Source organism: Paenibacillus sp. V4I3 (assembly GCF_030817215.1).
In the GTDB taxonomy this organism is placed as follows: Bacteria; Bacillota; Bacilli; order Paenibacillales; family NBRC-103111; genus Paenibacillus_E.
In genome coordinates, this window is sequence record NZ_JAUSZA010000001.1 from 4,887,571 (window position 1) to 4,909,396 (window position 21,826).

Below are 21,826 nucleotides of genomic sequence, written 5' to 3' on the forward strand. Positions count from 1 at the left end.
TTCTTGTTAAAATCCAAGTAATGAAAACAAAAGAAGGATAGGCGTGAAAAAATTTGGCTTAACGGTTCGATTCGTCCTTGTGGTTGTTGTTATTACATTAGTGGTTGGAACTTTGTATGAAGTAAATTGTTTTCTGAACTATTAAGAGACTGGGGTGTACGCTATCCCAATATGTACCGCGGAGGTGTAAGGGAACATGAAGGTAACAAACCGCAAATTATTGGCGCTGTCCATAACTCTGCTTGTCTTTCTTGGTTACTCCTTTTTCAGTTCAAATCACAAAAAAGACATCGTGAAAGCTCAAGATGCGATGACAACAACGAATGAAATTTCGAACACGCCAGACGAAACGGCTATTTTTGCAGGTGGCTGCTTCTGGTTGATGGAAGAGGTATTTGAGAAGCTTGATGGTGTGTTAGGCGTTGAAAGCGGCTATACGGGAGGCCATAAGGAAAATCCTACTTATGAAGAAGTGGGGTCTCAAACTACGGGACATCTCGAATCGGTGGAAGTTCGATATAACCCGAATCAGATTTCGTATGATAAACTACTGCAAATTTTCTGGCGAAACGTTGATCCAACGGATGCAGAGGGACAATTTGCTAATCGCGGCTGCGAATATCAAACCGCCATATTTTATAAAAACAATGAACAAAAGGAGTTGGCTGAGGCGTCTAGAGATGCTTTAGTAGCTTCAGAAAGGTTCAAAAAACCGATTATAACGAAGATTGAATCTGAATCGACGTTTTACAAGGCGGAAGCAGAGCATCAAAACTTTTTCATGAATAACCCGATCAGTTTCAAAATCAATTTGCTCGGCTCCGGCCGCGATGCAAGCTTAGAAAGAATCTGGGGGAGTGACAGAAACGTGAACATTCAAAAAGGTTTTAATAAGGAAGAAAAGCTGAAAACGCTGACCAAACTCCAATATGAGGTCACTCAACATGGGGTGGACGAAGAGCCATTTAACAACGAATACTGGGACAACAACGAGCAAGGCATTTACGTGGATATCGTTTCCGGCGAGCCGCTGTTTAGCTCGAAGGACAAATTTGATGCAGGTGTAGGCTGGCCAAATTTCACAAAACCACTGGAGCCCAACAATCTGATTGTGAAAAATAGCTATGGCTTTGTGTCTGTAGCTCCCGAGGTTAAAAGCAAGAATGCCGATTCCTTTCTTGGCCACAAGTTCAATAACGGTCCCAAACCAACGGGAGTACGATACTGCATTAATTCTGCGGCTTTAAAATTTATACCGAAGCATGAACTTGAAGAAAGAGGCTACGGTGCGTATGTCAAGCTTTTTGATGAACAGTCATGATGAGTTCGGTTTTCATATAAGGTAAGAAAATAATTACAATTACTTCAATCTGGAGGGGTTATACATGAGAGAAGAATTTATGTTCCATTCATTTAACAAACAACAAGACGCATTTATTGACTTAGTTAACAAATCTCCATTAGACAAACGTAAAGTTGTGCCTGCAGGCTTTAAAACTAACCTTCTATGGCATGTCGGGCATGTACTTGTCGTTACTGAGTTCCATGTGTTTGGTCTTGCAGACTTACCTCGAGTTCTTCCGGAAAACTATCAAAACTTGTTTGCACACCGTACCAAAACTTCGGATTGGACAGAAGAACCGCCAACCTGGGAGGTATTAATCGCTCAACTGAAAGAACAACGTTACCTGATACATGAGACGTTGAAAGATAAACTGGAAGTGTCTGTGAAAGAATTAACTGGACAAGTAAGATTTCGACTTATGAAAGTATAGCAGCCAAGCAACCTTCAGTGGGGCGGAATAAGGTAAGTTTTTCAATTTTCGCTTATGATCTCAACACCTTATGGATCTTTGATAATGCTTTAGGTGAATTGTATCGTTCTACAGATGGCGGTGAGAAATGGCAGTTTCTTGGTTCATCTCCATCTTTTTAAGATGTTCAGGAACGGCACGGTCCTATACAGGATGGTGCCGTTTAATTTGTGTAGCCTAAGTGATTTTCAGAGCATAAACTGATATATGCCGAATGCAAGGAGTAGAAACATATGCGACAAGTATATGGATACATTAAAAAAGTCGAGATGATTCCAATCCAATTCCCGCCGCAGCAACAGCCGTTTCAACCAGGATTGGAATGGATGATGGTGCCGCTACCAGTTTCGGAAGACCCCAACTATCGAGGAAGCGGGAAGCTGGCGGGAAAAACAGCTATCGTATCCGGCGGGGACAGTGGTATCGGCAAAGCGGTCTCCATTGCATTTGCCAAGGAGGGGGCAGATCTCGTCATTGTTTACCTAAATGAACATCAGGATGCCGAAAACACGAAACAACGCATTGAACAATTAGGGCGTAAATGCTTGGCGATCGCTGGCGATTTGGGCGATGAAAGTTTTAGCCGGTTTGTAGTAGATAAGACGCTGAACACATACGGGTCAATCGACATTCTCGTAAACAATTGTGCGGAAATGCATATTCAAAAGAGCTTCGAACAGATAAATCCTCAACAGTTGGTACGAACGTTTCAAACGAACATTTTTTCCTTCTTTTACTTATCACAAGCCGTCCTGCCTTATTTAAAGCCGGGAAGCTCGATTATTAACACGACATCCAGGGTCGCCTATCTCGGGAAGAGCGATTCGATTGACTATGCTGCTACAAAAGGCGCCATTGTAACATTTATCCGTTCGCTTGCTTTGAATTTGGTTGATCGGGACATTCGCGTGAACGGTGTCGCCCCGGGACCGGTCTGGACACCACTGAATGTATCGGCAGGGTATACGGTTGAGGAAATCATGACATTCGGTTACGAAACTCCGATGAAACGGGCCAGCCAACCGGCGGAGTTGGCCCCTGCTTATGTTTATCTAGCAAGCGACGACTCCAGATATGTAACGGGACAAATGATTCATGTTAACGGTGGTACCATTACGAATAGTTAAAACGTTAAGCATACAGCGGATAATGCTGACAGGACTACTAAGTTTCTATAAAAAATTGGGAATACGATAACAAGCCTGGGGGAAACGGAAACAGGGCTTAACCTATCAATAAGCTACCGCGTGGCAGCTTATTGTGGGGAAAAAAGCGGAACTGTTCCATGGGGTAACACTAAATCCAGAAATCACCATGTCCTGTCAACATGATCCACTGCTCCGCTCTATAATTGATGAGGCGGGTCACCTTACCGCGGATGGTGCCGGTATTGTCATGGTCTCCGTTTAAAAGGGAATCCACTTCACGAACGTGTTACCGGATGTGATCTTTTAATCAATTTATTGAAGAAAGGGAATAGAAATAATTGGTCGTTTTATCTTCTGGGCGCGAATGAGATGACTAGTAAAAAGGTTGCAGAAGTAATAAGTAAAACTTACCCAAACATATCCATTTTGGGTAGACAGCATGGCTTTTTTGATCAGAACAATGAGGTGCAAATTGCAGATGAGATTACGACCTGGAGTCCCGATGTATTAGTAGTTGCACTTGGAGCCCCAAAAGCTGAATTTTGGATACATAAGTTTAAAAACCAATTAAATGTTAGGATTGCTATTGGCGTTGGAGGAAGTCTCGATATCATTGCCGGGACAGTAAAAAGAGCACCAGTTAAAGAAGAAGTTAAATGTGAATTGGCTTTATCGATTAATAAATCAACCTTCTAGATGGCGAAGACAATTAATTTTGCCTCGTTTTTGCAATGAAAGCATTGTTCTAGGAATGAAGAGCAACTGTTGCTGTTGCCTGCGTGGGATGAGATGATCGCTCTGTTGAAAGAACAACACGAATATCTGTACAATACGTTCAAAGAGAGACTGGAAGAGCCTGTACCAGAAAACTTCAAGAAAACCGGAAATTTTGGAGAGCTGATGCTCACGGCTGCAGTGCATTTATCCAATCAAAATGGCGTCGTCGCCGCAATGCTGCAATTGCTGCAACAAAAAATAATAAGTAAACCAAAAACAGCTCTCGAAATTTGATTTACTCCATTTACGGTAGAGTAGTTAAACCAGCTATTGGAGTTGGAACAAATTCAGAGCAACTGTCGCCGCATAATTTGCCGCATGCTTGGAAGGTGCGATGGGTACTATATTTAAGGATGCGAATGGCTATGTACTAGCCATGAATATGGGCATCGCTATCAGAGGCCGTATAAACCAGAGTGGCTGAGGAAAGCGTTCGCGGAAGCCCATCTAGTTTGCCATATGCCAAAGCAACCCGTGGCAATATCGAATTAGTAACGAACGCAGTTGGTTTATCAGCGCACAAAAAGTATAAAATAATCCAGTAATAAAAGGAGAGTTTCGGAAATGGTAAAAATGGAAAAGAAATTGTATACGGCTACTGTAAACGTTAAAGGCGGAAGAGATGGCAAAGCTGTTTCCAACGATGGCAATCTTAACTTGGACTTGAGATATCCTAAGGAATTAGGGGGTAACGGAGCTGGAACAAACCCAGAACAACTCTTCGCCGCAGGATTTGCCGCATGCTTTGAAGGTGCGATGGGTACTATTCTTAGAAAAAAGAATATTAAAGCGGAAGGTATAACAATCGTTTCTAATGTTACGCTTGGCAAGGATGCGAGCGACGGCTATGTACTAGCCATGAATATGGACATCACTATAAGTGGCGTAGAAACAAGCGTGGCTGAGGAAATCGTCGCGGAAGCCCATCTGGTTTGCCCATATGCCAAAGCAACCCGTGGCAATATCGAAGTAGTAACTAACGTAGTTGGTTAATCAGCACACAAACCGATGAGAATAGCAACTATAAAGCACTGCCGCACCCATCTGAGTGAGAGTTCATTTCACATGGGTTTTTTTGATATAAAACGAGTTTGTGGCTTTTTCGTTTTATGGGGTAGGGAGTAAAGAATAAGCGGACCGCTTGATTGTGACACAAACCCTATGTAGTTTCTTGTCGTGTGACAAGAACATTATCTCATTCCCGACGGATTGCAGTGACCTTAATGATTAAGCTAAAGGGCAGGTTAGTTCGAATTATGTCTTGTTAAATGGCCATCCAGTGTAATACTTAATTTGCAATGAACATCAGACCGCAACGCTTCATTACTTTGTGGCATTATGGAGTTTCACCGAAGTCGAACCATTTGGTAACACGTTTTACTTTGGTAAAACCTAGGTAGGTATACCGAATCGTGACTTCTTGAAGGGGCTCTTCGTCGTACCGAACGACGACTCCGTAATGGATGGGTGTTTGCTTATTCGAATTCACTTTACTTGCAAGAATGGTTCGAATCTCTTGATCGGATAATTGCGATTGGATAGAAGCGTCATGCAAATCCATAAGTTTAGTCGCAGGGTCTGTCTGATCCCCCAAAAATTGCACAAGGCGGCCGGAATTATAGGTAATGCCAAGTTGAACGCGATTCGGCATCTTCTCGCTATTGACAGTCACGCTTTGAATGTCGATATCCGATTCGCTCCTATTGACAACTTCAATGGTATAAACCTTAAAATTGCCGACTGGGTCCGTATATACGGTCAAACCGTTATCATTCAACGGGTCTGCACGATGATACCAAATGATAACTGCAATCACAACCATGACAGTCAAAGCGCCAATCATAGCTACAAGTCGTGAAATACCCGTAAGTCGTTTCAATGGCAACCCTCCAGCAAAAGTTATCTCATCACCACCATACCATATTTCCCCCTTAGGTTACGATCCTAATGTCGACTGGTTTATTATCGCCAAAGGAATGGCTGCCGATTTCTAAACTCCCATGAAAATTAAAAAGCTCTGGTTCTTAAAAAACGGCAAATTAAAGCAGACCCAGGAAAACACTTTTTAAAAAAAGGCTGAGCCTCTGCTCGATCATAATGGAGTTGGGTGGTAGTAAAGCGACTTTCTTCGAAAAACAAAGGTAAGGCTGGTGCAACCAGTCAAAAAGGATTAATCTCTCATAAGTGCTACCCATATTGGGTGCTACAGTCTGTGATGCACCGTGACGGTTGGAGTCAGACTAACGGTTGGGCTCTAATGGCACCATAGTTTATAGACCTTCTTCTCCAAGCCATAGTAGAAGTATTGACAGATTTTATCCATTTTCATCCTCTGTGGTGCAGCGCTGGTCTTGCGCTGCATGAACGGCTAACGGGCAGATTTGCTCAACAAACTATGCAGGATAGCGAAAAAACTTTGCAACCTTTAAAATGATTACAAACGTCTATTATGTAAGACGTAAAGGAGGTTATCAATTGAAAAAACTTTGTTTATTATTCCTGTTAATAGCATCACTTTTTCTTAATGCTTGTAACAACAAAGTCGAACCTAAGCAATCTCCATTAGCGGAAACTAATAAATCCAGTTCAGCGGAACTTGTAGGTTATATTACCAAGCTTGAAAATCAAAGAGCCTTAGTGGTTAGTCCGATAAGTAAAGAAATAAATCAAACGATAAAAGAGTTCTACGATGCAATATGGGTTTCAAATATGCCCCAAGATGTAGAGGTTGGACAATACGTTAATGTATGGTTTGAAGGTGCTCTGGCTGCTTCTTACCCAGCTGGAGGAAAGGCGACGAAGGTCAACATTTCCAAAATATATAAACCTAAAAAAGCAACTTTATCTCAAGAGGAAGTAATACGTAAAGCACTTATAAATAAGGATATTTCAAGTGTAAAAATACTTGTTATCAAAAATGTGATTTATGATGAAAAATCAGCGGTTTGGACTATTCGATACAAAAGTGCAATTCTTACGGATGGTTCAATTGAAGAGCATAGTATACAAGTTCCAGATAAATAACATTAAGCTAACGCAGAACTATAGTTGAGCGGAGGGCTCGCTCGCGGTTCCTCTTCTGATCATTGATGCAACGAGCAGAAATCTATAACAAATTATTCTGGATAAAAAAAGAATAATCTGATAGTATAAGGAAAATTTAAGTGGGGTGGTTATTAAGTGAAGAGAAAGATTGGTTGTTTGCATGCCCACTACTCTAATATTGAGTATATTCAAAAAGCTATTGCTTCAAATGATTTGGAGTTAGTACACTTTGTCGACCCAGGCTTAATGAGTAGAATCGCATCAGATGAAACTTTTGATTTAACAAAAGCCCAAAACAAAGTAAATGAGCAGATTGAATGGATAGCCAGTACCAAGGTTGATGCAATTCTAATTACATGTACTAACTACATTGCTCTTCTCGACGATGAACAACTTAAGACATCAATTCCTATCATAAAAATTGACGAGCCGTTTTTCCATTATGTTTGCAGTAAAACAGAGCCACAAGTACTACTATTTACTAATCCAGCAACAGTCGAAGGAACGATGAAAAGGCTTAATGAATTTGCAACTACACATGCTAAACCAATTAATATCGACGTACAAATCATAGAGAATACATTCGAGCTAATAATGCAGGGGAAAAAAGAGCAATATGTAAACGAATTATCTAATTATATTAAGGGTTTGCTTATCTCTAATCAAAACAAGATCGTCTCTGTCGCTCAATTATCTATGGTCGAAACTGCCGAAAAAATTGAGTGTGAAATGGGTGGTGTGAAAATCGGAAATCCATTGAAAACATTAGTAACCCATATTGAATCGAGTTTACAAGGTTTATTCAGCTAACGGAAAAGTATGACAAGTTCTGCTATAAGCGCCTAACAGCGTGAAAAGCAGGAGATTACAATGAGTAATCTTAACTTTACAACCGAGGATGGGAATGACGGAACCATGTATCCCGAAACCATCCCGCCAATACTCCTGCACGCTTCATGACTAACAGGTCATATGGTGTGAAGTACAGGTAGATTCGGCAGAACGAAGGCTGGAGCCATTCTAAAAAAAAAGGTATGCCAACGGATATGCCGCGCGGCTGAAAAACTGGATATGGTGAGAATGTTCAAACAGACTGAACTGACGAACTTCCGAATATACAGGTCTAAAGTTAGAGCATATGGAAACATATGCACCATCAAACGATGTGGTGAGCGGCGTAGAGTAAGAATTTTTCCTATGAAATACACTATGCTGAACAATGGCGGCATTGGTCTCACAGGCTTAGAGGAAGCACCTAAGTCCAGAAAGAATAGCTAGGATGTAAGGGACTTGGAAAGCAAGGGACGTTGCAACAAGGGCTGTTACCCAAAACGGTTGTTATAAGGCACATGCCGAAATACATTAATCCTTGTGAGGGCAGGGGCACGACTGGTGAAACTCCTGTAATGGGAGTGGAGGAACAGCCCCAAGTCTAACTGAAAAGAAAGATTGTTTTCCAAGCGTGAATTGCACCGATCAGGTAGGAACGTGGGGACATCAATGGATGCCACAGTGCAAGCTACTAGGATGACTTAACGGTCCATATCCTTGAGTAACGAGGAACTTATGATCTAGTAAAGTCAGTTAGAGGGAACGCGGAGTGCTGGGAAATTAGCACGCTCCGTGTGGGACAGGTTGCGCCTTGAAAGCTCAAGAAACACGTGTTGCCTGAGAAGGCGACCAGGATAAAGCCTAACCAGCAGTTCTGCACCGAGTCTTGCGTGGTGCATGGTAACGTGTACGACGAAGCGTAGACAGGAAGTGAGTAGGCCGGAATCAAGTGAAGAGGACAATTAGCCCCGAAATACACGAAATCGAAGCAGCCGATCTTATCCTGTTATGGAGAAGGCAGAAACAATATTTCCGTTAATGGTGAGGAAATGTTGTTGCTTCCGGGGTTCGTACCTACGGCATGCTACCAACGGGTTTCTTGGGAACAAGGGAGATCCGGCGGTTTCCGTACCAATGTGCGGATAGGTTTGAACAAGCCTACAAAGCGAGGGAGACTTGATGACTTGCCGGAAGTCTTACTGACTGATAGTACTCCGAGGTAGGGAGAGCCTACTACATGGGGAAGCGGTCAGCAGAAATGGAATCTTTCTAAGGCAACATGGGCTCCAATATAAAGGGAGGACTCAGGCCTTCATACAACGGAAGGGAATACCTAGCCATGACAACGGGATTGGAAAGAATAACAGCAAAAGCACGAGAAAATGCGTCACTTCAATTTACTTCTCTTACTCACCATATTTCTAAAGAACGAATCTGGGACTGCTTACGACACATTCCCAAACGAACAGCACCGGGAGTAGATGGAATTACTCAAGAGGAAGCTATGAAAACCTTTGAGGTCTGGGGAGATGAAATGCTCACAACCATCCATCGAAAGGGCTACCGCCCACCTGCTGTACGTAGAGTCTGGATACCGAAACCGGGAAAAAGGAGAAGCGGCCGTTAGGCGTACCGGCTGTAGCTGATCGCGCATTACAGCGATGCACAGCCGAGGTACTATCTGCCATCTATGAACAGGACTTCTTGAATTGTTCCTTCGGAGGTAGACCGGGGAGAGGGCAACACAACGCTCTCGCGACGTTAAACGAGATCATAAGCGGAAAGAAAGTAGGGTGGGTACTCGAGGCAGACCTTAAGAACTTCTTCGGAAGCTTAAATCATGAATGGATGATGAAATTCGTGGAACATCGGATTGGTGATCCGCGAATCCTCCGGCTCATTCAGCGTTGGCTTAAAGTCGGCGTTTTAGAAGACGGAGTCATTCACATTAGCGAAGAAGGAACTCCACAGGGAGGCTCGATCAGTGTTTTATTAAGTAACCTATATCTACACTACGTGCTGGATCTTTGGTTTGAGAAAGCGATAAAACCCCGCTTAAAAGGTGAAGCCTATCTTATACGATATATTGATGACTTCATTGTCTGTTTCCAATACCGAAGAGACGCTATCCGATTTCAGGAAGCACTTGAGAGAAGGCTCTGCAAATTCAAACTCCAACTAGAACCAAGCAAAACCAGGCTAATTGAATTTGGACGGTTTGCAAGCAGACATGCTAAGGAAAAGAGTAAGAGAAAGCCAGAAACGCTTTACTTTCTAGGATTTACGCATTATTGCACGCGAAACCAGAAAGGTAATTTTATGGTGGGACGTAAAACAGAGAAGAAGCGATTGAAGCGAAGTATTGGGAAAGTGCAGGAAACCATGAGGACATTTCGTCATGAACCTATGAAGACCCAAGCAGCTAAGGTTAACCAAATATTGCGAGGACACTATGCATATTACGGTATGACAGGTAACATAAGGTGCCTTATCAAAGTGTACCAAGCAACTGATAACTACTGGAGACGAATGCTAAGCAGTCGAAGCCAGAAAAGTTATGTATCTTGGGAGAAATTCGATCAACTAAAGTTGAAGTTTCCACTGTTGCGACCGAAGATTTTTATCCCGTCTGATCGGATAAAATCTTACGCCATGCTGTGAAACCATTTCTGAAGAGCCCGGTGCGGGAAATCCGCACGCCGGGTTCTGTGGGGGTTCGGGCCACCAGTTGGGTGGCCTCTCTACCCGAAGAAAAAGCTGGAGATAGCATCAAACGCTTACCTATTGTTACCGATAGTTTGAAGTAAATTAGGCGTTCACTCTATGGAGTGAACGCTTATTATATTTTCTTGTATTGAGGAAGTCCTTAGTCGTATGGAAGCAAGTCAGTCAACCCGGGGGGTGATTAAACGGGGTACAAGAAAGTATGCTTTGACACTCATACTCTCACAGCTATACAGCAATTACGCCATATACAAGAAGGCTCCGTAGTAAACAGCCCACACTTCCTGGATATAAGGAAGATGGGCGTTTTTATTTATTGCATTTACTCGTTGATGATCTTCATTTTTTCCAAGGATTCCATCGTCAGCTGTTTTGCCTTCGTTCCGCTACCGGCTACATTAGTCGCGAAAACCCAGGTATCCTTATTTGTTTCAATATATCCTACATACCATCCCAAGCCCATATCCGACAATCTTGTACCTGTTTTGCCATGTACGGTATATTCGTCTTGTTCATCATCGATCATGATTCGTTTGACCGTCTTCATTGTTTTTTTCTGAAAAGGTAAATCCTCTTCCACCAGTTTTTCCATAAATGCTGCCTGCTCCTGAGCGGAGATCTTTAAGCTGGTGTTCAGCCAGAAGGTATCGATTCCACCTGTTATGTCTCGATTGCCGTAATCAATTTGATTAAGATAATCCTCCATAGTTTCTTTGCCGATATCGCGGGCTAACTCCTGATAATACCAAATAGCAGAATGTCTCATGGCGGAACCCAGCGTATGATCACGGTTCCAAACCTGGAACTCTCTCTCGACACCGTCCCATCTCTTAATGTCGTATTCATCGGCTACGGCTTTCACTTCCAGTCCGATTAACGCATTCGGAACTTTAAAGCTTGACTCCGGGGTGAATCGCTCCTTGCTTCTTTCCGGATTATAAGCATATACTTTATCTGATTTCAGGTTTTTGATTACTAGAGTCCCTTGGTTAGCATGGAAGACATCTTCCAGTTCAAGAGTGATGATCTTCGGATCTGCATAGGCATTCGTCGTGAACGTGATGAATACGGCAGTAAGTAGAGTAGCAACAGAAAACAAAAGACCTTTTAACCTCTTCATTTACATCACTCCTATTAGTATCAAATTTTTCGGGAAAGATTTCGATGGCCATCGAACAACACGGTCCCCAATCCAACATGCATCTTGTAACCATGAGTCTACTTAAATCGGTATAACTTGTAAATCAAGTTTTTCTTGGTTTGTACCTGTACAGATAGAAGGGGGAGCGAACAAATTGATCTATGCCGTGGTCATGAACTATATTGAAAAACAAATCGAGGAAGACGAATTAAAACCGGGGAACAAACTGCCGTCTATCAGGGCTCTGGCCGATCAGTTCTCATGTAGTAATAACACGATCATAAAAGCTTATTCCGAATTGGAAAAGAAGCATATGATCTATTCCGTTTCCAAGAGTGGTTATTATGTTGTGGAACGTTATCATTCCCGTAAACCCGGTCAGATGGATGCGAGAACCATTGATTTTCTATCGGCCGGTCCTGACAAGAATGCGATGCCCTATCGAGATTATCAACACTGTATCAATCAAGCCATTGAAGTATATAAAGAAGAGATGTTCACTTATTCGGATATCCAAGGGATATATTCGCTGCGAGCGGAGCTAGCCCGGCATTTGCAAGATCTTCAGGTTTTTACTGTACCCGAAAGAATATGCGTGGTTTCCGGTTCGCAGCAAGCACTCCATCTGTTTGTTATGCTTCCTTTCCCCAACGGAAAAAGAGATGTCTGTGTCGAACAGCCCACTCACGTCAGCTTAATCGAATCAATCAAGCTTCAAGAAGTCACGGCATTCGGGGTTGAAATAACTTCGAAGGGAATAGACATGGAGCGCTTGGAAAATCTGTTCAAATTCAAAAATATCAAGTTCTTCTACACGGTCTCAAGGTTTCAAAATCCAACCGGATATAGTTACTCGAACGCGGAGAAACGGAAAATCGTGGAGTTGGCTAGAAAGTACGACGTCTATATCATCGAAGATGATTACATGGGGGACCTTGATTCCAACATGAAGCAGGACCCCATGTTTGCTTACGATCCATCAGGAAGAGTCATTTATACCAAAAGCTTTTCCAAAGTGATGCTTCCTGGTTTGAGACTGGGTCTCGCGGTTATTCCGGATTCCTTGCGAGCGTCGTTCTTACGCGCCAAGTTTGCTACGGATTTACATACACCGGTGCTCACACAAGGGGCTCTGGAAATTTATCTTAAAAGCGGTATGTTTAAGGCTCATATTCAACGTATGAGGTCGATCTACAGCAACAAAGCAACATTATTGCAAAAAGCTTATAAAGAGTACTTGCCGCCTTCCGCTGCATATTCGGGCTCCCTATCCGGTTTTTACTCGACAATCAGGTTACCAAATCCACTGAATGCAAAGCAATTTATTACGCATATGAACAAGGAAAATGTATACTTGGACGACGCAAAAAAGATGTATCTTCCTGAATTTGAAAAAGAAACGTTAATTCGATTGAGTGTTTCTCAAGTGGAGGAGGAAATGATCGGCATCGGAGTCCAAAAAATTGCTGATGGTATCAAGGAGTTGTTGAATACGACATCGTTGTTTTCCCATAGCTCCAATTAATCTGTGTAGGTTGATGGCAGGTCGGTAGCCTGTTGAGCTAACGGGCAGGATAATTGAAACGTTAATTGACAAGAACTCGTAATTAAAAAGCATACTGAATGAAGGGTGGAGCTAAGCCTGTACGAGTACAAATATGTAGAAACTTCATTAGGTGGATTTTTCTCATCCGCAACACATCGAGACACAATAGATGAACATGCGAAAGACTGTTGGAGATTAGTGCAGGTTTTACCGACACATTATAATGGTCATGGAAAACCGACAGATTATGAAATTATTTTTGAACGGGTTATTCAAAATGAGTAACTAGTTACCCACGAGGCTGCCGCGGATCGCACGGTAGCCTCGTTAGGCTAAAGGGCAGGATAGTGGAATAAAAAGCAAGCACATATACTAACTTCTTCCATACACAAAACGTCTATAACTTGAAACCATTAATATAATGCAGAATAGCTTCGCGATGAGGAATGTGAGATACGATTTTCAGACCTGAATTTATTGAGCGTGTGGAGATGAAGTTTCTGAAGAAACAGAGGAAACTGAGAAGCAAATTTTAAACTTTTTGGCTAACCAGTCTACTTCGATCTAATTTGGTTTGCTTAAAACAATATAGGATGATGTGATATGCAAAGGTTTGTTTGAATAAAAGAGAAGTTTCATTTAAGGCACAATCAAGCGACTAACTAAGCATCATCAAACGATGATGCTTTTCTTATGCTCTGAGAACGTGTAGGAATCATGGCATAGTTTCGGGATTGAGAGAAAGTCGTCAATAAAATAGGAAATATATTCCTTTGAAGTTTCTCTTTTTTTTATTCATATTTTTCATGTAACATTAAGTTATTGCGAGAAAGCCGTAAGAGTTGTTAAACGAATATTAAAAGGAGGACTGAAAAAATTAAACTTCCTCTACAGGAATATTTGTCCAATAAATTAATGAATAATATCCTATGCCTGTACAAAAAACGATAGGGGATAATCATGCTACAATCAACCTTAGGTATTTCTACACTTTCCTTTTTTATGGTCGCACTTTTATGTCCCATTCTTATTTGGGGGCTACGGACGTTAAAACTTACCCAACCAATTAGAGCGGAATTACCTCCTGACCATCAAGCCAAACGTGGAACTCCGTTAATGGCGGGTCTTGTACTTTTAACAGGCATATTAGTAACCACTCTGACCAGACCAGACCCATTAACATTATTCCTTAATACCACCTTCATCTTATTCAGCATAATAGGGTTTATTGATGATTTTAAAAAGGCTTATTTTCAAGACCCTTCTGGTGTTTCAGGAAAAACAAAGCTAGTCCTTCAGTTTACTTTTACTGGTGTACTCCTTTGGTATCTGATTAGTACATATTCCCTTAGTCCGAACATAACAATATTTGGTGATTATTCATTAAAACTTCCCTTTCTATTTTACTTAATAATAATGGTGCTCTTTATTGTCGGTTCAGCAAATGCGATTAATTTTACCGATGGATTAGATGGTTTACTTATTTCTGTAGCTATTCCAACATATTTTTTCTTCTTTATAATTTCTGACAAAATAGGCGTTCAAACATTCTCATTGGTAATGATTGGTTGTTTATTAGGATTGTTTTTCTATAATATATATCCTGCTAGAGCCTTTATGGGTGATACTGGTTCTTTGGCTATTGGTGGTTCTTTAGCTTTTATGGCTATAATTGAAAAAGTTGAGATATTAATTCCCATCTTATTTTTTATATATTTATCTGAACAACTATCAGTTATTTTACAGGTTTGGTACTATAAAAAAACCAAACTTCGTATTTTTCGTATGGCACCTATCCACTATCATTTTAGCCTGAAATATGGTTGGAGTGAAAACAAAATTGTTATGATATTTGGCTTCATTTCATGGGTATCTACTTTGATATGTTTGTTGTTATGGAAATTTATGTTTTTAGAATAATAAATGTAAAGCATCTAAGTCCCGTTCGGATTGGGCAAATCCCTTACTGCTGCGATGATATCAAGTAATCCACGGATAAGCCAGTCGATGAGTCAATAGATTAAAGTCAATTGTTATTGCACTAATGCAGAACGTATGTTTAATTTTGTTTTGGAGGTTAGTAGTTAAACAGATTCCAATTTGCTGAATTTGTACATCTGAAAAATACTGGATTTTGATGGATGTCAGGATTGAGAGGGAGTTTTAAATGCCTAGGAGGGAAGTTTCAGCTGGTGGAATTGTTTACCGTAAACTAGGAAACAATTTTCAGATTCAGCTTATTCAAGACCGGTATGGTAAGATTACTTTTGCTAAAGGAAAGATGGAATCCGGTGAATCCATTGAGCAGACAGCACTCCGTGAGATTGCAGAAGAGACCAATATCATTGGGAAGATAATTGAGCCACTTTCAATTATCTTTTATAACTATGAGCATCCAGAGCATGGATTAGTAAATAAAGAAATCCATTATTTTTTGGTCGAGGCTTCTCAGGGGGCTCTCAAAGCACAAAACGAGGAGATAAACAGCGTAGATTGGTTCAATGCTGATAATGCCTGGATGCAACAATGTCAGAATGGTTATGACAACAATATTGAAGTACTGCATAAAGCTCTTGAACGCTTAGGAATCAAATTATAGGTAATATTTCAACAAAAACGATAGTTAAACAATAAGAAAAAAATGGCTACCGAGGATTGCTCGGCGGCCTATTACGAACGGGCAGTATAGCACGGTGGCAGCTTGTGCTTAAACGGGATAACGGCATTAGCTATTTTAATGTTTTTAAAGAATACCCGTTTACTCATTCTCACTTGCATATTGTTGCTGTTACTCTATGTTGTTACGATGGGCAGCATTGACTGGTATTTGTATAAACGACTTGATGAAACCGACTATTTTATTACCTGCTCGTTTATTGTTTTCGCATGCATCGTCAGTGCTTTAATAAATTTCTACCAAAGGCACGCAGGGATACATTGCAGCTGTACGAGCAATTGAAGCAGTCCCATGAACAATTGCAGGAGTATGCGCTCAAGGCGGAAGAGTGGGCGGCAACGAGGGAAAGAGTGCGAATTGCCCGAGAAATTCATGATACGGTAGGCCATAAACTGACGGCATTGTTGGTCCAAATGCAAGCGGCACGCAAGTTAAGTGCAGTAGATTCCATACGCAGCGAGCAAGCCTACCTGGAATGCGAGGGATTAATCAGGTCTTCTTTACAAGAGGTCCGACTGTCGGTAAGGGATATTCGAGATGAACCTATTAAATCTACTTCTTTACATAATAGCCTTAAAAATCTATCAGAGGAGTTTACCAAATTTGCAGAAGTTCAAACTGATTTTAAAGCGGATGGGATACCCGTCGCAATAACTAGCGATCTTCAATTGACCGCATATCGAATCGTGCAGGAATCGCTAACGAATGCTCAGAAACATGGACATGCGAAAAAAGCTGCAATCTCGTTGTCTTATTCCGACACCGGTTTTTCTCTTTGCATAAGCAATGACGGAGAAGTGCCTGAAGAACTAAAGCCGGGATTTGGAATAATCAATTTGCAAGAGCGAGTGCGGGAGTGGAACGGAAAGATGCTTTTTAGGATGGATCCCATCACGGGCTTCGCTAATGAAGTCACATTCCCTTATCCCTTGACGAATACGGAGCGTGAAAAGAATTGAGGATTCTTATTGTTGACGATCAACGGATCATGAGAGACGGAATAGCGATCATTATCGGCATGGAACCTGGCATGGAAGTGGTTGGAACAGCAGTGGATGGGAGGGATGCCTATACCAAAGTGGTTGAATCGACCGGACGTGGTGTTGATGGATATTCGAATGCCGGGAATGGATGGCGTTGAAGGATCTGAATTGATACTCAAGCATTTTCCGGAAACGAAGGTATTGATTCTGACCACTTTCGATGACGCAGAATTGATTATGCAAGTTTTGGAAAACGGCGTCCATGGATATTTATTGAAGGATATGCCTTCGGAGGCGATCATAAGCGCTATTCAAACGGTCTATAATGGAGGGACTGTGCTACAAAACGTTATTACTTCGATGCTGCTAAACGAGTTTAAAAAAATGTCCGAAAAGAACCCGGAGAGGACACACCCCTTAAGTCATCATGAACATGAAGGATTGGGGTTTTTGACCGAACGGGAGAAAGAGGTACTGACTTTATTGGGGCAAGGATTGAATAATAAAGAAATTGCGAGCTCGCTTTTTCTTACGGAAGGTACAGTGAAAAATCACGTTTCAAATCTCATAGCCAAGCTTGGGCTGCGCGACAGAAAGCAAGCTGCGGTATTTTCAGTTCGCAATCTCCAAATCACGAGGCATGACTTTTGGCATAAGGCATGAAATTTTTCATATTTCATGCGGTCAAAAGTTGCGCCTTTTCATTACTTCCCGCAGATTTGCTCCCGTTCGCTTTATGTTAAAATCCAAGTGTAAGGGAAAGGTATCCTTAAAAGTATCCGCGGAGGAGTATGTGGGAATGAATTTAAAAAAGCGTAAATTTTATGTGTTAGACTCAGCATGGCATGGACGAACAGCCGTTTAATAACGAATACTGGGATAACCAAGCAGAGGGTATCTACGTAGTTAATTGTTTCGGGTGAGCCGTTGTTTAGCTCGAAGGACAAATCCGATGCTCGTACAGGCTGGCCTTGTTTTACAAAGCCATTGGTGTCAAACAACATTGTGCTTATACGCAAACCGAAGTCAGAAGCCGGAATGCTGATTCCTTCCTAGGCGACGTGTTCAAAGACGGACCTCAACCAACGGGACTGCGATTCTGCATGAACTCTGCCACCATGGAATTTATTCCGAAAGCTGATCTTGAAAAAAGAGGATATGGCGTTTATGCCGTGCAATTTAGCGAGCAGAAGCATTAAAAATGTATGGGAGGATTATTAAATGATCGGACCCAATCTTGAGCCAGTCCAGGATCTGCTGCTATTGATCTCAGAAACTTCCAGTTCAGTTGAATTCCGTTACGAAGAAAGTGCAAAACATGAATTTACAATGGAGGGATTGTTATGTTCGGAAGAAAATCGAGATTGTTTGCCAAATTCATGTCTATTACGCTGATTATGGCGCTAATGCTTCTTTCAGCTTGTGCAGGAAACAACAATCGGCAAATTGGGGAGTACGCAGCCGATAAAAATCCGAATGAAACGGTTGCGAATTCAGGCAATGATCAGGCTCACCAGGCTGCAAACAAAGCTTATTCTGATGAGGAGCTCGTCAAAGAACTTCCAGGATTCCAAAACGGTTACAAAAAGGTAAATGGAATCACGATTCACTATGTTGAGGGTGGTAAGGGTGAACCGCTATTCCTTCTTCCCGGCTGGCCGGAAACATGGTATGCGTTTCACAAAATTATGCCGGCTCTAGCAGAGAAATATCATGTTTATTCCATTGATTATCGTGGAATGGGCAGTTCCGACAAGCCTGAATCAGGCTATGATAAGAAGACAATGGCTTCAGATATTTATGCCTTGGTCAAAGAGCTTGGCTATGAGAAAATTAATATAGCAGGACATGATATCGGGGCCACGATTTCTTACTCTTTTGCAGCCAATTATCCTCAAGCCACGAAAAAACTAGCCTTGCTGGATGCTTCTCATCCAAACGAAAACTTTCTAAAAATCCCGATCTTGCCGCCACCCGGAGTGTACGATGTGAGTAATCCTGATCGTGCTAAGTTCTATTGGTGGTTTGCATTCAATACCATACCAGAATTGCCGGAGCAATTACTGCAGGGAAAACAGCTGGATATCGCTTTCAATTGGCTCTTTGATTATTTGGCTTATGACAAAGCCGCCTCCATAACCAAAGAAGAAAGAGCGATCTACATTGCGGCATATGCGAAACCTGAGGCGCTTCGCGCAGGTAATGATTGGTATAGAGCATTCAGGCAAGATATTGAAGATCTGAAAACTTATAAAAAGCTGTCAGTGCCAGTTCTCGGTATTGGGGGTGTGTCCGGTTATCAAATGCTTGATGCGTTTTTACGTGAGTATGCAACAGACCCGAAATTGGTGAAACTTGATAAAACCGGACACTGGATCTCAGAGGAGAACCCGCAAGAAACCATTAATCTGTTTAACGAGTTTTTCCGTTAACAACAACAAAAGCAGTTCATGGCCAGTCTCAGCCATGCACTGCTTTTGTTCGTTTAACAAGAACGTTATCCTGCTCCTATGGGTTAATCTTTATTCAACATTAGTACCAAGCCTCGCCAGAGGTCATTATGGCCTGCCAGCGGATTGGGATAAGTTTCATAAAAACGATTTGGATTCCGATAACGCTAGGCTATGTGATGAAATACATTTTCCAAGATCAGAAGAACCAGGCTGTGGGCGGAACACCAAGCCTCTAACTCATCAAATGGGGGTAAGGTATTCCTGGCAATTGAATCGCTTGAAGGCACGCTCATCGGAAGCATATCCACAAATAGTTGTAACTTTCGGCATGGAACTTTTAAATACGGAGTCTCGATATTTCGTGAACATTGGCGTAATGGATATGCTTCAGATGTCATAAGGATATTACTTCGTTATTATCTTGAGGAATTACGATACCTTAAGGTTAATGCACATGTCTATGCCTTTAATGAAAGATCTATTGTACTGCAGGAGCATCTTGGTTTCGTTCAAGAAGGAAGAATTAGAGATATGGTTTTTACTAAGGGTCAACGCTATGATGAATATGTTTATGGCTTAACTAATTCATGAGCAGCCTTATTCGTTCAACTACCATGAAAGAACGAATTAACTTTCATGCTCTGTGGTGCAGTTCGAGGGATGCATGGATGGCTAACGGAGTACGATAGTGGAGGAGCTTTGCAGCAATGCAGCTCCTCTTTTTCTTGAAGTAACGGGCAGGATCCAAGTGTTGATACAAGAACTCATCCTGTATTACATTCCCGAACGCATGCGACTACCAATATATGGTATAATATGTTCCGGGTTGGATTATAGGGAAGGAGAGGACCAGAGTTGATATTATGGTTTCGACATTTGCCCCAGATAAGTATGGATTTGTCTGAATGGACTCCTTTTATTCGAAACAATTGGATTAGAAAGCATTATATGAAGTTTGTTTATCTATTGCAAATTACTTTCTTTCTAACGCCAAATTGGTTCGGGGTAGAGTTTTCTAATATAAGTAAGTTCTCTCATCTCAAAGAATTGCCCCTTATCCTAATCATAGTTTTTGTTTTTATATTGCATGAAATCCTTCACATTCTTGTTATAAATAGTAAAGGCGATATTAGCTTAACATTTAGTGGAATATTTTTTGGCTGAAAACAAATGCGATTCTATCCAAAATGAGATTTTGGCTCTTTATGAGTTTACCTTTTATCGTATTATCCGTAATTACCGTTCCGGCGGAGGCTCTTGCAGGTAATATCAGCAATTTCAAGGTTACCGTGGATAAAGTAACCCATATATCCAGCCTACCAATGAATTCTACATCGAAACTGATTAGTGATGTTTTTGAAATCAAGAATGACTTAGACGGTAAATTTACTAAAGCGGTATCTATCACACTGCCGTTTGATATTAAAAATGTAGATTTCGATAAATCAGTTGTTGGCATCTACTGGTTGAACGAAGAGACGCAAAAATGGATTCTGCTAGATAACATCCAAGTGGATAAAGTTAATGCCACAGTGACTGGTTCTGTCGATCATTTCACTAAGTTCGCTGTTTTGGCTACCGCAAAGCCAACAATTCCGCCAATTTCTATCGTGTTTTCTGATATCTCCGGGCACTGGGCGGAAGCCAAGATTAGGCAAGCGGGAAGCATCGGAATTGTCGGCGGTTATTCGGACGGAACATTCAAGCCGAATGCGGCCGTGACACGCGCGGAATTTGCGGTCATGCTGATGAATTCGGTTAAGCCGCAAGGAGTAGGAGCGGCGCTTACTTTCATAGATACAGCGCAGATCGGAGCTTGGGCGCAGAAAGCAATCGCGCAAGCGGTGCAAGCAGGCATCATTAGCGGTTATGAGGACGGCTCTTTCCGTCCGGATACCGAAATTACACGCGCTGAGATGGCGGCGATGATCGCAAACGCTTTGGATGAGTCTATCGCAAAGAATGCTATAACCGGCTTCGCGGACGAAGAGAACATTCCAGCGTGGGCGAAAGGCAGCGTTGCTTACGTGAAACAAGCAGGTATTGTGCAAGGGAAAGGCGATAACCGATTCGCTCCACAAGATCATGCAACAAGAGCAGAGGTTGTAGCGGTTCTTGTGAACATGTTGGCACAGAAGAACGAGTAATAAAAGACTGGATAATGGCAATTAGTTCCAATAATGTAAGGGTCCATCTCGCCCAGATCGAACGGGTGAGCGAGTTGTATCGGAAGAGTCAGGCACTAGCATGAACAAAATCTATGTGATTCGTTATTCTCAGGTGGCCCCGCAGGTTTCATCGCACTTGTAGCGCTTTCTGAGATAGGGAGCAAAAAGGCTCGTTATTGAACCGGTACATTAGTCGAACAAAACAGCGGCAGTCTAGGACTTTATTTTCCAGTCCAAGCTTTGCCGCTGTTTCTTTTATTTGATCAGTCTAAATCTTATTATTCGAAGTCTACCGAATTTTTAATTTAAAAAACGCGAAGGATCAACAACTCCAGTCTAGAATTTTATTTTACAACGAACGAGAGTAACGAGGAACTTATGATTTAGTACATTTAATTAGAGGGAACGCGGAGTATGGTGTAATATCGCACTGAGACTTCTTTAACAGGTTCAGTTTAAAAATGTTGTCGACGCGACACCAAAAAGTGTCTGAACTATGCCACATATTTACATCGCTAA

The 21,826-nt window shown here is 41.7% G+C and carries 20 protein-coding genes and 3 pseudogenes; 21 read left to right on the plus strand and 2 right to left on the minus strand.

The window, feature by feature from the left end; all coding sequences use genetic code 11:
* Positions 1-310 precede the first annotated feature (310 nt).
* The 6 genes from msrA (at position 311) to QFZ77_RS22505 (ending at position 4,732) form a co-directional block, all read left to right on the plus strand.
* Positions 311-1,321, plus strand: coding sequence for a peptide-methionine (S)-S-oxide reductase MsrA (gene msrA, locus QFZ77_RS22480; protein ID WP_307449741.1), 1,011 nt, complete (start codon positions 311-313; stop codon positions 1,319-1,321).
* A gap of 64 nt (positions 1,322-1,385) precedes the next feature.
* Positions 1,386-1,775, plus strand: a complete 390-nt coding sequence (locus tag QFZ77_RS22485) for a DinB family protein (RefSeq protein ID WP_307442806.1) — start codon at positions 1,386-1,388, stop codon at positions 1,773-1,775.
* A gap of 272 nt (positions 1,776-2,047) precedes the next feature.
* Positions 2,048-2,941: an SDR family oxidoreductase gene (locus tag QFZ77_RS22490; RefSeq protein WP_307442808.1), complete on the plus strand. Its 894-nt coding sequence runs from the start codon at positions 2,048-2,050 to the stop codon at positions 2,939-2,941.
* A gap of 327 nt (positions 2,942-3,268) precedes the next feature.
* Positions 3,269-3,658, plus strand: coding sequence for a WecB/TagA/CpsF family glycosyltransferase (locus tag QFZ77_RS22495; protein WP_307449744.1), 390 nt, complete (start codon positions 3,269-3,271; stop codon positions 3,656-3,658).
* 69 nt (positions 3,659-3,727) lie between these two features.
* Entirely contained in the window at positions 3,728-3,973 is a 246-nt protein-coding gene (locus tag QFZ77_RS22500) for a hypothetical protein (protein WP_307442809.1), read from the plus strand.
* A gap of 330 nt (positions 3,974-4,303) precedes the next feature.
* Positions 4,304-4,732, plus strand: coding sequence for an organic hydroperoxide resistance protein (locus QFZ77_RS22505; protein WP_307442810.1), 429 nt, complete (start codon positions 4,304-4,306; stop codon positions 4,730-4,732).
* Between the two features lie 343 nt (positions 4,733-5,075).
* Here the strand turns inward: QFZ77_RS22505 and QFZ77_RS22510 are convergent, their stop codons facing one another.
* Entirely contained in the window at positions 5,076-5,618 is a 543-nt protein-coding gene (locus QFZ77_RS22510; protein WP_307442812.1) for a hypothetical protein, read from the minus strand.
* A gap of 596 nt (positions 5,619-6,214) precedes the next feature.
* Here QFZ77_RS22510 and QFZ77_RS22515 point away from each other — a divergent pair.
* The 4 genes from QFZ77_RS22515 to QFZ77_RS22530 all read left to right on the plus strand — a co-directional run bounded on the left by QFZ77_RS22515 (position 6,215) and on the right by QFZ77_RS22530 (position 10,276).
* The gene (locus QFZ77_RS22515; protein WP_307442814.1) at positions 6,215-6,763 is read left to right on the plus strand and encodes a DUF3221 domain-containing protein; all 549 of its coding nucleotides are present in this window, start codon (positions 6,215-6,217) and stop codon (positions 6,761-6,763) included.
* Positions 6,764-6,919: 156 nt separating this feature from the next.
* A complete protein-coding gene (locus tag QFZ77_RS22520; protein ID WP_307442815.1) occupies positions 6,920-7,594 on the plus strand; it encodes an aspartate/glutamate racemase family protein in 675 nt (224 codons plus the stop codon).
* A gap of 1,360 nt (positions 7,595-8,954) precedes the next feature.
* On the plus strand, positions 8,955-9,242 hold the full coding sequence (locus QFZ77_RS22525) for a hypothetical protein (protein WP_307442816.1): 288 nt from the start codon (positions 8,955-8,957) through the stop codon (positions 9,240-9,242).
* Positions 9,203-10,276: a reverse transcriptase domain-containing protein gene (locus QFZ77_RS22530; RefSeq protein WP_307449747.1), complete on the plus strand. Its 1,074-nt coding sequence runs from the start codon at positions 9,203-9,205 to the stop codon at positions 10,274-10,276. Before QFZ77_RS22525 ends, QFZ77_RS22530 begins: the two co-directional genes overlap by 40 nt.
* 385 nt (positions 10,277-10,661) lie before the next feature.
* On the opposite strand, the gene blaOXA is transcribed toward QFZ77_RS22530, so the two are convergent.
* Positions 10,662-11,459 carry a class D beta-lactamase gene (gene blaOXA, locus QFZ77_RS22535; protein ID WP_307442818.1) on the minus strand — a complete coding sequence of 266 codons (798 nt, stop codon included), beginning with the start codon at positions 11,457-11,459 and terminating at the stop codon, positions 10,662-10,664.
* Positions 11,460-11,634: 175 nt separating this feature from the next.
* Between blaOXA and QFZ77_RS22540 the strand changes: the two genes are divergently transcribed.
* From QFZ77_RS22540 to QFZ77_RS22590, 11 genes and pseudogenes are all read left to right on the plus strand, one after another.
* Entirely contained in the window at positions 11,635-13,005 is a 1,371-nt protein-coding gene (locus QFZ77_RS22540) for an aminotransferase-like domain-containing protein (RefSeq protein ID WP_307442820.1), read from the plus strand.
* A gap of 105 nt (positions 13,006-13,110) precedes the next feature.
* Positions 13,111-13,311, plus strand: coding sequence for a DUF4177 domain-containing protein (locus QFZ77_RS22545; RefSeq protein ID WP_307442821.1), 201 nt, complete (start codon positions 13,111-13,113; stop codon positions 13,309-13,311).
* Positions 13,312-13,986: 675 nt separating this feature from the next.
* On the plus strand, positions 13,987-14,946 hold the full coding sequence (gene mraY, locus QFZ77_RS22550) for a phospho-N-acetylmuramoyl-pentapeptide-transferase (protein ID WP_307442823.1): 960 nt from the start codon (positions 13,987-13,989) through the stop codon (positions 14,944-14,946).
* A 247-nt stretch (positions 14,947-15,193) separates the two neighbouring features.
* Positions 15,194-15,625 carry an NUDIX hydrolase gene (locus QFZ77_RS22555; RefSeq protein WP_307442824.1) on the plus strand — a complete coding sequence of 144 codons (432 nt, stop codon included), beginning with the start codon at positions 15,194-15,196 and terminating at the stop codon, positions 15,623-15,625.
* Positions 15,626-15,963: 338 nt separating this feature from the next.
* Positions 15,964-16,662, plus strand: coding sequence for a sensor histidine kinase (locus tag QFZ77_RS22560; protein WP_307442826.1), 699 nt, complete (start codon positions 15,964-15,966; stop codon positions 16,660-16,662).
* Between the two features lie 29 nt (positions 16,663-16,691).
* Positions 16,692-17,349, plus strand: a pseudogene (locus QFZ77_RS22565) (response regulator).
* Positions 17,350-17,613: 264 nt separating this feature from the next.
* Positions 17,614-17,885, plus strand: a pseudogene (locus QFZ77_RS22570) (peptide-methionine (R)-S-oxide reductase).
* 144 nt (positions 17,886-18,029) lie between these two features.
* Positions 18,030-19,118 (plus strand): alpha/beta fold hydrolase, encoded by a 1,089-nt coding sequence (locus QFZ77_RS22575; protein ID WP_307442827.1) that lies wholly within the window; start codon positions 18,030-18,032, stop codon positions 19,116-19,118.
* Between the two features lie 282 nt (positions 19,119-19,400).
* On the plus strand, positions 19,401-19,730 hold the full coding sequence (locus tag QFZ77_RS22580; protein ID WP_373462760.1) for a GNAT family N-acetyltransferase: 330 nt from the start codon (positions 19,401-19,403) through the stop codon (positions 19,728-19,730).
* 300 nt (positions 19,731-20,030) lie between these two features.
* Positions 20,031-20,416, plus strand: a pseudogene (locus QFZ77_RS22585) (metalloprotease family protein); the annotation flags it as partial.
* A 45-nt stretch (positions 20,417-20,461) separates the two neighbouring features.
* On the plus strand, positions 20,462-21,286 hold the full coding sequence (locus QFZ77_RS22590) for an S-layer homology domain-containing protein (protein WP_307449753.1): 825 nt from the start codon (positions 20,462-20,464) through the stop codon (positions 21,284-21,286).
* The last annotated feature ends 540 nt before the right edge of the window (positions 21,287-21,826 follow it).

Excerpts from the sequence above, each read along its gene's own strand:
- msrA (WP_307449741.1), top strand. The coding sequence starts at position 311 with ATGACAACAACGAATGAAATTTCGAACACGCCAGACGAAACGGCTATT.
- QFZ77_RS22485 (WP_307442806.1), top strand. The coding sequence starts at position 1,386 with ATGAGAGAAGAATTTATGTTCCATTCATTTAACAAACAACAAGACGCA.
- QFZ77_RS22490 (WP_307442808.1), top strand. The coding sequence starts at position 2,048 with ATGCGACAAGTATATGGATACATTAAAAAAGTCGAGATGATTCCAATC.
- QFZ77_RS22505 (WP_307442810.1), top strand. The coding sequence starts at position 4,304 with ATGGTAAAAATGGAAAAGAAATTGTATACGGCTACTGTAAACGTTAAA.
- QFZ77_RS22525 (WP_307442816.1), top strand. The coding sequence starts at position 8,955 with ATGACAACGGGATTGGAAAGAATAACAGCAAAAGCACGAGAAAATGCG.
- blaOXA (WP_307442818.1), bottom strand. The coding sequence starts at position 11,459 with ATGAAGAGGTTAAAAGGTCTTTTGTTTTCTGTTGCTACTCTACTTACT.
- mraY (WP_307442823.1), top strand. The coding sequence starts at position 13,987 with ATGCTACAATCAACCTTAGGTATTTCTACACTTTCCTTTTTTATGGTC.
- QFZ77_RS22555 (WP_307442824.1), top strand. The coding sequence starts at position 15,194 with ATGCCTAGGAGGGAAGTTTCAGCTGGTGGAATTGTTTACCGTAAACTA.
- QFZ77_RS22575 (WP_307442827.1), top strand. The coding sequence starts at position 18,030 with ATGTTCGGAAGAAAATCGAGATTGTTTGCCAAATTCATGTCTATTACG.
- QFZ77_RS22590 (WP_307449753.1), top strand. The coding sequence starts at position 20,462 with ATGAATTCTACATCGAAACTGATTAGTGATGTTTTTGAAATCAAGAAT.